Source organism: Flavobacterium cutihirudinis (assembly GCF_003385895.1).
In the GTDB taxonomy this organism is placed as follows: Bacteria; Bacteroidota; Bacteroidia; order Flavobacteriales; family Flavobacteriaceae; genus Flavobacterium; species Flavobacterium cutihirudinis.
This window is the reverse complement of sequence record NZ_QRDQ01000007.1, coordinates 837,270-849,721: the sequence shown is the minus strand read 5'-3', so window position 1 is coordinate 849,721 and position 12,452 is coordinate 837,270. Positions and strand designations below refer to the sequence as shown.

11 protein-coding genes are annotated in these 12,452 nt (G+C 35.3%); 5 read left to right on the top strand and 6 right to left on the bottom strand.

Going from position 1 to position 12,452, the window contains the following annotated elements; translation table 11 throughout:
• Positions 1 to 10: 10 nt before the first annotated feature.
• Genes BD847_RS03695 through BD847_RS03670 form a run of 6 tightly spaced genes read right to left on the bottom strand, consistent with a single transcriptional unit; the run spans position 11 to position 6,289 of the window.
• Positions 11 to 751 carry an ABC transporter permease subunit gene (locus tag BD847_RS03695; protein ID WP_244201553.1) on the bottom strand — a complete coding sequence of 247 codons (741 nt, stop codon included), beginning with the start codon at positions 749 to 751 and terminating at the stop codon, positions 11 to 13.
• A 10-nt stretch (positions 752 to 761) separates the two neighbouring features.
• Positions 762 to 1,484 (bottom strand): ABC transporter ATP-binding protein, encoded by a 723-nt coding sequence (locus tag BD847_RS03690; protein ID WP_026729682.1) that lies wholly within the window; start codon positions 1,482 to 1,484, stop codon positions 762 to 764.
• Complete coding sequence (locus BD847_RS03685; RefSeq protein ID WP_115886917.1) at positions 1,481 to 2,713, bottom strand: nitrous oxide reductase family maturation protein NosD; 1,233 nt, start codon at positions 2,711 to 2,713, stop codon at positions 1,481 to 1,483. The genes BD847_RS03690 and BD847_RS03685 overlap by 4 nt, the downstream gene beginning before the upstream one ends.
• Positions 2,714 to 2,744: 31 nt before the next feature.
• Positions 2,745 to 3,749, bottom strand: coding sequence for a nitrous oxide reductase accessory protein NosL (locus BD847_RS03680; RefSeq protein WP_115886916.1), 1,005 nt, complete (start codon positions 3,747 to 3,749; stop codon positions 2,745 to 2,747).
• Between the two features lie 54 nt (positions 3,750 to 3,803).
• On the bottom strand, positions 3,804 to 5,777 hold the full coding sequence (gene nosZ / locus BD847_RS03675; RefSeq protein ID WP_115886915.1) for a Sec-dependent nitrous-oxide reductase: 1,974 nt from the start codon (positions 5,775 to 5,777) through the stop codon (positions 3,804 to 3,806).
• A gap of 35 nt (positions 5,778 to 5,812) precedes the next feature.
• Positions 5,813 to 6,289 (bottom strand): c-type cytochrome, encoded by a 477-nt coding sequence (locus BD847_RS03670; RefSeq protein ID WP_115886914.1) that lies wholly within the window; start codon positions 6,287 to 6,289, stop codon positions 5,813 to 5,815.
• A 124-nt stretch (positions 6,290 to 6,413) separates the two neighbouring features.
• On the opposite strand from BD847_RS03670, the gene BD847_RS03665 reads away from it, so the two are divergent.
• The 5 genes from BD847_RS03665 (at position 6,414) to nadB (ending at position 12,430) form a co-directional block, all read left to right on the top strand.
• A complete protein-coding gene (locus BD847_RS03665; protein ID WP_115886913.1) occupies positions 6,414 to 6,785 on the top strand; it encodes a hypothetical protein in 372 nt (123 codons plus the stop codon).
• Positions 6,786 to 6,857: 72 nt separating this feature from the next.
• Positions 6,858 to 7,709: a hypothetical protein gene (locus tag BD847_RS03660; protein ID WP_115886912.1), complete on the top strand. Its 852-nt coding sequence runs from the start codon at positions 6,858 to 6,860 to the stop codon at positions 7,707 to 7,709.
• A gap of 60 nt (positions 7,710 to 7,769) precedes the next feature.
• Entirely contained in the window at positions 7,770 to 9,767 is a 1,998-nt protein-coding gene (locus BD847_RS03655) for a TonB-dependent receptor domain-containing protein (protein WP_244201552.1), read from the top strand.
• Positions 9,768 to 9,955: 188 nt separating this feature from the next.
• The gene (nadA, locus tag BD847_RS03650; RefSeq protein WP_115886911.1) at positions 9,956 to 10,888 is read left to right on the top strand and encodes a quinolinate synthase NadA; all 933 of its coding nucleotides are present in this window, start codon (positions 9,956 to 9,958) and stop codon (positions 10,886 to 10,888) included.
• Positions 10,889 to 10,918: 30 nt separating this feature from the next.
• Entirely contained in the window at positions 10,919 to 12,430 is a 1,512-nt protein-coding gene (gene nadB / locus BD847_RS03645; RefSeq protein ID WP_115886910.1) for an L-aspartate oxidase, read from the top strand.
• Positions 12,431 to 12,452: the final 22 nt, after the last annotated feature.

Here is a 12,452-nt window from a genome sequence, read left to right as displayed (position 1 = left end):
TAAAATTTAATTAAAGGTCTTTCGTTTCAAATTTTCTGACTGAAACTAAAAAAGGTATAGAGATCCATAAAACCAACAGTAAAAAGGAAATCAACAATCCGACTGCAGTTCCAAAAAAATCTTTAAAAATTGCACCTGTATAACCCATCATTGCGGATTGGTCGAGATGCAATAAAATTTGAATACGCGCGAGATCAATAGGACTTAAAGCTGTTATTCCAACCATTGCTTCTTCTATAGGATATTCTGAAAACTGAAACAATAAAAACAACACCAATGCATCAAAAAGAATGGCAAAATACAGCCAAAACAATATCGCCAGTCCAATGCCTTTTGCTTTATCTCGGGTTAAAATGCAACTTAAAAAAGCCAGTCCTACAAACACAACCGTAATTAAACTTCCTGCTAAGAGCATCATTAATCCGGCCGTTCCCGGAGAATTGATTAATAACGGAATTCCAGCACCAAGAAAAAAAGCCAAAACCATTGCTACCGAAAGCCCGGTAAACAAACTGATCCAGATTTTTTTTCGCTTTATTGGCTGACTAAGCAAAAGCTCAATAAACTCTGCACTGTTGTAAATATAAATTGTAGAAAAGAGTACTGATACCAGTGGAACCGTAAACAAAATGACATTTAAAATAGTCAATAATCCTTTGGCCGTATTGTTTTCTAACATAAAAGATCCCCAGGAAAGCAACGCCAGAATTAAAGCATAACTTACCACAATCTTGTTTTTAAGTATGTCCAAGAGGACAATTTTAATTATCCTGTTCATGTTGCTTTTCTTTTAATATTGTGGCTATCGATTTTGATATTTTATTTTCTCCCGTTGATTCCAAAAGCTCTTTTATAGTTTTATGAAAATGCACTTTGCCATCCTGCATAAAAATAATCTGAGTAATCATATCATCCAGTTCGCTCAAAAGATGTGAAGTAATCAATATTAATTTTCCTTTGTTTTTCTCTTTGATGATTTTTTCTTTTAGAATTTCAGATGCCAAAGGATCAAGTCCTGCCGTGGGTTCATCAAGAATTAAAACATCAGGATTAAAAAGGAAAGCCAATGTTGCGCTTACTTTTTGTGTTGTTCCGCCTGAGAGCGTTCTCATTTGTTTGTCACTCATTTTATCGAGCTTAAAGGCTTTTATCAAATCTTCATCTAATGTTGCTTTTGAGTTTCGGATTTGTTTAATCATCTGGATAATCTGTTCGATTGTCATATTATCCGGATAACGCCCAATTTGTGGCATGTAACCAATATGGTTTCGATAATCGAACTTCTTTAAAATAGATTCATTGTTTAGCAGAATATCGCCATTGTCCGGAAGAACCATTCCTAAAATAGACTTTATTAAAGTAGTTTTTCCGCAACCATTTGGGCCAATAAGCGCTATACATTCCCCAGCTTTAAATTCAAGATTGACATCTTGTAATACTTTAAGCTTGCCAAAATTTTTATTTATATTTTTTAAAGTAATCATAATTGAAGGGATTTCATTTCGGGGGTTTCGTCAACAAAATTATCAGGCGTTATACTTGGCAGTATTTTTTCGGATTTATCCAAAAGCGTAATCATAAAACTTCGAAACAACAACATTGCAGACGGATTGTTTTCTGTAATTACGGCAAAGAGACTTAACGGATGAAAAGGAACATCTCCAATTCCGTCCCGATTTAGATCGTAACCTTCATATTTATCCCAGTAATTATTATTGAAATGATTGAGAACTAGACTTCCATTGGTGCTGATATCAAATGTATTGGCGAGAAAATTATTAAACGCAATTTGATTGTCCATACAACTTGCCTGAATCTTCATTCCCCAACCATTGTCTTTAAATACATTTTTTTCGAGCTGGACTCTGCTGGTACCTTCCATATAAATTCCGGACGTATTGCGAATAAATTTATTTCCGATAATATAACTGTCCGAAATCTCTTTTAGCAGTAATCCGTAAGCAGCATCACCCCAGTTTTCTTCAAAGTAATTGTTGAACATTTTCACATTCTTCGTAAACATGACCGCTACACCTGCACCATTGTTTTTAAAAACATTGGAGATATAAGCATCATCATTAGAAAACATAAAATGAAGTCCGTAACGGATATTTGCCGTAGAAATATTTCGCCAGATTACCGAATTGGAAACAAACTCAAAATAGATTCCGTCACGGTGTCCCGAAATTTTGTTCGCCGTAATCTGCAAGTTTTCGCTTTTCCAGCAATGAATACCATTTCCTATACGCTGTTCTTCTTTTTGATGCGCACTGATGGTATTGTTTTTTATAATGCAATTGGTTCCTTTTTGAACATAAATTCCAAAAAAGTTATTCTCCAGAACATTGTCTTTTACAACAACTCCCGTTTTATTATAAATTTTAATTCCGCAGGGATCATTCAGGGAGGCATACCCTGAATTAATAACCTTAAACCCAGATACCACGACACTATCTGCTTTTATAGAAAGCACTTCAACTTTATTTTGTCCATCCAGAATTGGAAAGTTTTTTCCCTGCAGAATTATTTTTTTATCTACTACAATATTGCCTTCACGATAAACCCCTTTATAAACAGTAATGGTATCTCCGGATTTAGCCAGAGTAATCGCTTCTTTTATCGTTTTAACCGGTTTGTTTGCGCCTACTTCTATAGTACGAGCCCAGAAACAATTAAAAAACAATAAGAATGAAAGACAAAAATGCAGTTTCATAATTTTTAATTTTAGTTAGAATTGAGACTTTTTACTTTTTAATAATTGCTGTCCATTCTATTTCTTTTGCACTTGAGGCAGCTTCAAAAGCTTTCGCCTGACTTTTATCTGAAAATGCTGCAATATTTCCATTCATTGGACTTTTCACAGCACCTCCCGAAACCAAAAAGGCTTTTTCTATAGGAATTAATACGTTGTTTTGATTGTAATCGTGAACATAATAAGCTTTAATTTTTACCTCTTGATTTTCTTCACAATAATGAACCATACAACCAATATCATCAAATTTGTAAGCTCTTCCTTTTTGGGTTATGATTTCGGCTCCGTGTTTGCCATCGCTAATTCCCATTTTGCAATAATCACAATTATCAACATTCAGTTTAATAGGAACCGGTTTATCGTCTGAACATGAAAAAAGAAAACCAGAAACAAACAGAATACTCAAAAAACGGCTTGATTTCTTTACTGTATATTTCTCCTTTGCAATTGCGAGAGCAAGCAAAACTCCTGCTCCAATAAGCATCCAGCCTCCGGTATCAGGAATGGAGAAAGCACCAAAATTCAATAGTTGTTTATAGCCAATCATTGGTGGTTGATACGCCATTCCAGGAACTCTAATAGCTGCATTAGGGTCTAAATTATGGCCGTACTCATAATTCCATCGGTAGAAATCACATGCGGATAGTATTCCAAAAACCAAAAAAGAAAAAAAGACAGTGTAAAGTGCTTTTTTCTTAGCTCTTAAAAAAGAAACTATCGCAGCAATACCGAAAGCTCCCAGAATATACGGCAACACCTTAAATTCTATAAAGTCTTCTGTATGCAGTGTTTTCATTCCGATATAATGATTAAGACCGTTAATAATATCGACATCACCGGCAATTTTATTGGCATGAAGTTTTAAAACCAAACCTTCAGGATATTGAGGTGCCGTAAGTTCAATTCTCCAAATTGGAAAAAAAATGGCTCCAATCAACAAAAAACCGGATACTAAAAGAGCCAATTTAGAAAATGTAGAAAGTGTTTTATTTCTCATAATAAATCAAAATAAAAGGGAACAAAGAATACTTTGCTCCCTTAAGGTTACTGGCTATTCTTTTGGTAAATTCGTACCTACACTATAACTGATCGGAACATTACTTCCTGCAGGTGAAACCCTAACATATCCTTGCATTTCCTGGTGCAGCGCACTACAGAAATCGGTACAATAGAATGGGTAAATACCTTTTTTCTGTGGTACCCATTTCAATGTTAATGTTTCTCCCGGCATAATCAGCAATTCTGCAGTATTTGCTCCTTTGATTGCGAATCCGTGAGGAACGTCCCAATCTTGTTCAAGATTTGTAACGTGGAAATAAACTTCATCTCCAACTCTAATTCCTTCAATGTTATCTGGTGCAAAGTGAGATCGGATACTTGTCATATAAATATGAACTTTATTGCCTTCTCTTACGACTTTAGATTCTTTTTCACCTTTAGTAGCATACGCATGGTTGTTTTCAGCAATTTTGTAGAATTTCAACTGTCCGTTATTTCTAACTTTATCCGCTGGGATACCTTGTGCATAGTGCGGTTCACCAATCGTTGGATAATCCAGAAGCAGTTTCATTTTATCTCCACTGATATCAAACAATTGTGCACTTTGCGCTAATTCTGGCCCAGTTTCTAAGAAACGATCTTTTGTAATTTTGTTATAAACTACCATATATTTTCCATACGGTTTCTCTGTATTTCCACCAGGAATCATCAAGTGACCAGGAGAATAATAAGTCGCTTTTCGATCTAAGACTTTCAAATCTTTAATATTCCATTTTACAACTTCAGAAGAAACAAACATTGTAGTATAGGCATTTCCTTTTCCGTCAAACTCAGTATGTAAAGGTCCTAAACCTGGTTTTTGAACTTCACCATGCAATGCAGCTTCATATTTAACAACCGGAATTCCGGCATAAGATCCGTCAAATTGTTTTTTCGCAATCGCATCTTTAAGTTTTGTAAAGCTAAATACAGGAATTAAAGCAGCTAATTTTCCGCTTCCAACGATATATTCACCAGTAGGATCAATATCACAACCGTGAGGCGATTTCGGGCAAGGAATCAAATAACAAATGTCCTTAAGTTCTGCAGCATCAAGGATTAAAACCTCTTTTTTCATCTCCGATTTAGCAGTTTGTGTTTTCTCGTCCCAAGTATTATGAGCGTAGTTCGCAGGAACACGTTTTCCTTTTCCGGCTTTTATGTATTCCTCTGCTTTTTTCCAGTTTACCGCCATGATAAAGTCTTTATCATTTTTAGAAGCATTCACTTCTAATAAAGTATTAGCTTGTTCTGTATTATAACAAGAGAAAAAGAACCAACCATGAGACTCTTTTTTACCAGGATGACTAAGATCAAAATTAACCCCTGGAGTTACAATTTGAAAAGCCAAATCCAACTGTCCTTCCTTACCTACTTTTACGAAACTAAGATGACCTTTGAAGTTTTTCTTATACGTATTAATTGGCACATCACCATCGTCATTGTCCGCAGGAACGCTGAAACGGCTTGCTCCAACAACATACTCAGTGTTTTGAGTTATAAAGGGCGAAGAGTGATTTCCACCACAATTAGGAAGCTCAATAATTTCAGCAGTTTTGAACGTTTTCAGATCGATACGCGCAATTCTGGGTGTATTATTAGCATTCGCAAAAAGCCAACGACCGTCAGTTTCACCGTTTGTCTGCGATAAATCAAGGTGATGCTGATCGTCCCAAGGCACATAACCGTGAGAAGTATTTAGCATTGCTTTGGTTTCTTCACTATAACCATAACCACTTTGCGGATCTTCAGAGAATACAGGCATTACGCGCAAGAGTCTTCCACTCGGAAGCCCGTAAACACTTACCTGACCACTAAAACCACCTGATACAAAATTGTAATATTCATCATATTTACCCGGCGCTACATATACTTTTGCAGCTGCATCACCTTCAACAGCATCTGTTGAATCTTTTGGTTTGCAGGAAACAAAAAAAGCGCATCCTAACGTAAGTACGAAAATCGATTTTAAAAATTTATTTTTCATAAGGTTATTATTTAAAATTCTGTTTTGATTTGAAGTTATTTTACCCCATCATTCTGGCGCATGTATTCTAATATAGATCTTGCTTCCTCATCTGTTAATCCTTGATTAGGCATACGAATCATGCAAAGTTCCAGTTGAGCCTGTAATTCCGGATCTTTATCAATCATAGGATCAGGATTGGTGATAAAATTCATGATCCATTCTGGTGTTCTTCTTTCTGTTACACCTTTCCATCCCGGACCAACTAATTTTTCGTCGGTAGGTTTATGACAGGAAGTACATTTTACCTCTGCGGTTTTTAATCCTTTTTCTGCCATCGCTTTATCTAAAGTGGCTCCCAATTCAACTGTTGAATATTTTCCAAGACCTCTTTTAGGATCGTAAGATTCTGCATCTGCCGTTTTTTCAGCCGGTGCAGGTGTAGAAAAATCCTGGTCTGTATTTGATTTTTCTTTTCCGCAAGACACGAACAAGAAGAATCCAAAAATTGTGAATACGAGTAGTTTGTTCATTGGTATGTTTTTTATATGTTAAACTTTGCATCAAAATTCTAAAACATATATTTTTTAAAGTATGACTGAAATCATAAGTATAAAAATAAGTTCATGATACCTTCGTAATCTCAAAATACAGGTAATGAAAGTTTGCGTTTACATATTTCTTTTTGCTGTGGTATTCAGACCGGCTTTTCCATTTTTGGATTATCTTATAAATTACCATTACATTACAACAGAACTGTGTGAAAACAAAAATGTTCCGGAACAACATTGTAATGGTAAATGTCATTTGAAAAAAGAGTTGGCAAAAGCTTATAAAAATGACACTCCTTCCTCTAATGAGAAAAAGAGCGAAACAGCAGAAATCGTTGTTTTGTTTCTTGTAAAAATTCCGGTTTTTAGTTTTGAAAAAAATGCTGAAACTGTACTTAAAGTAAATTCAGACTACAAAAATCTATATTCACATATAGAACCTCATACAGTATTTAAACCTCCCATTTTCAGTTGTTAATTTTAATGTTCTATTGCCTTCCGAATCACTTCGGCAGCACTACTATTACCCATATTTTAAAATTAATATCTCATGAAAACCTTAAAATACTTAGCCATATTTGTAATGGCAATTACACTATTCTCTTGCTCTTCAGATGATAATGCTACATCCGAAATTCCACTAGATGAAACCATCGGACTTCAAAAAATTCAGGAAATATCAAATGACAATCATACCATAGAACTTTTTTCAAACACTGGTGCTTTAGTCCAAGGTTATAATCATGTCTCACTTCGAATAAAAGACAAAAAAACCGGTACGTATAGCACCGATGCAAAACTAGAATGGACACCACTTATGCACATGGCTATGATGCAGCATTCCTGCCCAAAAACAACTATTACAAAAGCAGATGGCAAGAAAACTTTATATGAAGGCGATATCATTTTTCAGATGGCACAAAACGAAACTGAATATTGGGAACTTTCTATAACCTACACCATAAATAATGTTTCGTATACAGTGGCTGATAAAATAGCAGTTCCGGCTACAGCCAAACGTACAGTAAGCTCATTCACCGGTAGTGACGGCAGTAAATATGTTATCGCTTACATCGCACCATCTTCACCAAAAGTGGCGATTAATGACATGAAAGTAGGCGTTTATAAAATGCAGGATATGATGAATTTTCCGGTTGTAAACAATTTCAAAGTTAAAATTGATCCGAGAATGCCAAGTATGGCAAATCATGGCTCGCCAAATAATACCGATTTACTACAATCTGAAATTGGAGGTTTTTATGATGGAAAACTTTCTTTGACCATGACCGGTTACTGGAAAATCAATTTACAGGTTCTTAATTCGGCAAACGAAGTTCTTAAAGGAGAACCTATTACTACAGAAAATACAGCCAGCAGTCTCTACTTCGAGATTGAATTTTAAGCTCAAAATCCTAAATAAGAAAGAGACAAACCTCTTTGTCTCTTTCTTTAAAATTATCAGATGATGAAAAATATAGTAAGCGTCTTTCTAGCTGTGTTTTCAACAATATGCTGGGCACAGGAAAAAGTAAACGATAGTCTTGGAACCGTAAATTTGAATGAAATAATAGTCATCGGAAAAAAAACTTCTTTACATCTCAAACAAGCCAAATCATTGACTTCTGTCGAAGATTATCTATCCGGTTCTACCAAAGTAAATATGATAAAAAGAGGTGCCTATGCCTGGGAACCTGTCATTAATAACATGGCAACAGAACGCACCGTTATTACAATAGATGGTATGCGCATTTTTGGAGCCTGTACCGACAAAATGGATCCGATTACTTCTTATGTTGAAGTTTCTAACTTAGCGGAAGCCAGTGTTGCATCCGGTCAGCAAGGAAGTTGTCACGGAGCGACTATTGGAGGTTCTGTAGATTTAAAACGCAATCAGTTCAGTCAAAAAAAAACGGGCTGGAACGGTGGTTTTAATTCGGGGTTCGAAAGTAATAATTTGCAGAAAATCATAGGCGGTTCATTAGGATATAATGAAGACCGTTATTATGCGCACGTCGATTTTATGTATCGTGATGCCGATAATTACAAAGCCGGAAATGATCAGGAAATAGCCTTTTCTCAATTCACAAAATATAATGTTTCTGCAAATGCGGGTTATTTTTTGGATAAAAAAAACATTCTTGAAGCATCTGCAATTTATGACAGAGCGACAAATGTTGGATATCCGGCACTTCCGATGGATGTTTCTTTGGCGGAAGCTCAAATTATGTCTTTGAGTCATAAATACATTCCCACTTCGGGATTCATCTCAAAATGGGAAACGAAAGTTTATTTTAATAGCATTACTCATAAAATGGATGATACCAAAAGACCGAACGTTCCCATTCATATGGATATGCCGGGCTGGTCAGATACTTATGGTTTTTATTCTAAAATTAATGGTAAAATTAAAAAACACAGTTTTCTTGTCGACCTAAATTCTTTCTACAACAAGTCGATTGCCGAAATGACAATGTATCCTGATAATCCGGGCGAAAATCTAATGTTTATGTATACCTGGCCGGATGTTCGAACTTTTTATAACGGATTGGCATTAGAAGACAATATTGCACTTTCTTCTTCTGAACAATTACGAGTGAGTACAAATATCGGTTTTCATTCTAATACCGTTGCCAATGATTTTGGATTGCAGAGTTTGCAAATTTTTTATCCTGAAATGGATGCAACAAAAAACAGATTTTTAAAAAGTTTTTCAGGAAACTACACAAAGAATATCCAAAATTTTGAGTTGGGATTTGGTTTGGCTTACGCCGAAAGAGCGCCATCTGTTTCAGAAGGTTACGGATTCTATCTGTACAACAGTAATGATTTCTACGATTATATTGGAAATCCGAATTTGAAAAATGAAAAAGCAATTGAAGGAAATTTTTCTGCAGCTTATAAAACAAATCGTTTTACAACAAAAATTACCGGATCCTACTTCTACTTTTCAGATTACATTATTGGAAAAATTGATCCAAAAATAAATCCAATGACCATTGGCGCAGCGGGCGTAAAAGTCTACGAAGCCATTGATAATGCCGTAATCTTCAATACCGATTTAAATATGGAATATGCCTTTTTGGAAAACTGGCAGCTTAAATCGCAACTTACTTACAGTGTTGGAAAAGATAATGAAGGAAACAATCTTCCGTTCATCAGTCCGATAAAATATAGTGCTGGTTTATCTTTCAAAAAGGAAAATTTTAATGCTTCAGTTGCAGCTTTAGGAAATTTGGCGCAAAAAGAATTTGCTTCGACATACGGGCAAACCAAAACACCGGATTATATCATTTTTAATATAAATGCTGGATATACTTTCAACTGGAATCAGAATGTTGTAAAAATTCAGTCCGGTATCGAAAATATTTTTGATAAATACTACACAACGTACTCCGACTGGAATAAAATTCCGCGTATGGGAAGAAACTTCTTTGTTAATCTTGCTTTTAGTTTTAACTAATATTCAACCACTTACAAGTAACATATAAAAATAAATATAATGCAGTATGACTATAATCATAATTTGAAAAATTTGATGCTGATATATTTACCCTATTAAAATTATATACTTCAGGGTAATCAAAAACAACCTTTTTCTGTAGTACATTTTACTCAATGTCATACAGCAGAAAAATTAAGATTTAAGACATGGATAAAAACTTTTTAGTACAGGAAATACTCCGATTAAAACAAGAAAAAAATGCTGTTATTCTGGCTCATTATTATCAAAATGAAGACATTCAGGATATTGCAGATTTTATTGGAGACAGTCTAGAATTATCCAAAAAAGCTCAGACTACAACAGCCGACATTATTGTATTTGCAGGTGTCCATTTTATGGCCGAAACTGCAAAAATTTTAAACCCAAACAAAAAAGTAATACTTCCTGATTGGGAAGCCGGTTGCTCACTTGCTGACGGCTGTGGACCCGAAGATTTTAAAGCATTCAAAAATCAATATCCGGATCATGTTGTGGTAACCTACATTAATTGTTCTGCAGAAATAAAAGCAATGAGCGATTTTGTCTGTACTTCTTCAAATGCAAAAAAAATAATCGCTTCGATACCTTCTGACCAAAAAATCATTTTTGCGCCCGATCAGAATTTAGGGAATTATCTCCAAAAAGAAACCAAACGCGAACTCGTTTTATGGAAAGGTTCCTGCGTAGTTCATGAAGCATTTTCCCTAGATAAATTACTTGAAATTTATTTAAAGAATCCAACGGCTAAAATAGCTGCACATCCGGAATCTGAAAGTCATATACTAAAAATTGCGCATTATATTGGCTCGACTTCCGGAATTATAAACTTTATCAAAACGGATCCTACTACCGTTTTTATCGTGGCTACGGAGGCCGGTATTCTGCATGAACTTTCTAAGGCTGTACCTGAAAAAACGCTGATTCCGGCTCCTTCCACAGAAGACAATACTTGCGCTTGTAGCGAATGTGCTTTTATGAAAGTCAATACGTTGCAAAAACTTTATTGGTGTCTCAAAAATGAAAGTCCGGAAATTCAAATAAAAGAGGATCTTCGAATCGATGCCCTGAAACCTATTGAAAAAATGCTTGCACTGTCGTAAAACCATCATAACTCAAAATCAAAAATAGCCATGCTCAAAACAGATATACTTATTATTGGTTCAGGTATTTCAGGATTATTCTTTGCAATGAAAACGGCAAAAAAGCGTCCCGATTTATCTATTGTCATAATGACTAAGGAAACGGCCAAAAATACCAATACACGATTAGCACAAGGTGGCATTGCAGTTGTTACCAATCTTTTTAAGGATAGTTTTGAGCAACATATTAAAGATACGCTTCAGGCAGGCGATGGACATTGTGATGAGACAATTGTAAAAATGGTAATCGAACAGGCTCCGGAAAGACTAAAAGAATTAATAGAAATTGGAGCTTCATTTGACAAAGATGAAGACGGACAATGGAATTTAGGTTTGGAAGGCGGACATTCACAAAATCGCATCTTACATCATAAAGACAGTTCTGGATTAGAAATTGAGGAAAAACTGTTGAAAATCATAAAAAAAATGCCCAATATCGAAATTTGGGAAAATCATCAGGTTATTGATTTAAATACCGAAACAAAAAAAGGAAAAACAACTTGTACCGGAGCTTTTTACTATGATAAAAAGCACAACAAAATCAAATACATTCGAACAAGAACAACGCTTCTTTGCACCGGCGGATGCGGACAGCTTTTTGAAAACACTACAAATCCTAAAATCGCAACCGGAGACGGTATCGCAATGGCGGCACGTGCTGGTGTCGAAATCGAAGACATGCAATATATTCAGTTTCACCCGACTGCATTAAGTGCTGGAAAAGATAATCCGTTGTTTCTTATATCAGAAGCTGTTCGCGGATTTGGAGCTTATATTGTAAACGAAGATCAAAAAAGGTTTCTTTTTAAATATGATTTAAGAGGTGAACTTGCAACACGCGACATTATTTCTGAAGCTATTAGCAATGAAATAAAATATCAGTCTAAAAAGCATGTTTATCTCGATTGCCGACATCTTGATCAGAAAGCTTTTTATGCACATTTTCCTGTAATTACGGCACATTGCAATTCACTTGGAATAAAGCCTGAAAGAGATTTAATTCCGATTGTTCCGGCAGCTCATTATCAATGTGGCGGTATAAAAGTAGATCCGAACGGAAAGACATCGATTGAGAATCTGTACGCCATTGGTGAATGCGCCAGAACAGGGTTACACGGTAAAAACCGATTGGCTTCTAATTCACTTCTTGAAGCTTTGGTATTTGCACATCAAGCCTCCGAAGACGTGAATAAAACGATTGCTAAATTTACTTTTTCGACAAAACTACTAATTCCTAAATTTCCAAAAGCGCATCAGTCAAATGACTACTATGCTTTTGATATTCTAAAAAAAGAACTTCAGACGCTGTTGACCACTTTTTATACCAGCAGCGAACGCGACGCTGAATTGGCTTTCGCAAAAATAAAAATGCTCAACAATTCGGCTATCTCTTTAATTGAGACGCATGAAATCACAATTCCTTTTATCGAATTTTCGAATATGCTTGCAACTGCTTTACTCATTATAAAACAGTGCAAAACGAAAGAAAAACAAACATGCTGAAAAGAATCAAAGTTTAACTGAA

Coding starts and splice junctions, on each gene's coding strand:
- nadB (WP_115886910.1), top strand. CDS start 10,919: ATGCTCAAAACAGATATACTTATTATTGGTTCAGGTATTTCAGGATTA.
- BD847_RS03660 (WP_115886912.1), top strand. CDS start 6,858: ATGAAAACCTTAAAATACTTAGCCATATTTGTAATGGCAATTACACTA.
- BD847_RS03655 (WP_244201552.1), top strand. CDS start 7,770: ATGATGAAAAATATAGTAAGCGTCTTTCTAGCTGTGTTTTCAACAATA.
- nosZ (WP_115886915.1), bottom strand. CDS start 5,777: ATGAAAAATAAATTTTTAAAATCGATTTTCGTACTTACGTTAGGATGC.
- BD847_RS03690 (WP_026729682.1), bottom strand. CDS start 1,484: ATGATTACTTTAAAAAATATAAATAAAAATTTTGGCAAGCTTAAAGTA.
- BD847_RS03685 (WP_115886917.1), bottom strand. CDS start 2,713: ATGAAACTGCATTTTTGTCTTTCATTCTTATTGTTTTTTAATTGTTTC.
- BD847_RS03670 (WP_115886914.1), bottom strand. CDS start 6,289: ATGAACAAACTACTCGTATTCACAATTTTTGGATTCTTCTTGTTCGTG.
- nadA (WP_115886911.1), top strand. CDS start 9,956: ATGGATAAAAACTTTTTAGTACAGGAAATACTCCGATTAAAACAAGAA.
- BD847_RS03680 (WP_115886916.1), bottom strand. CDS start 3,749: ATGAGAAATAAAACACTTTCTACATTTTCTAAATTGGCTCTTTTAGTA.
- BD847_RS03665 (WP_115886913.1), top strand. CDS start 6,414: ATGAAAGTTTGCGTTTACATATTTCTTTTTGCTGTGGTATTCAGACCG.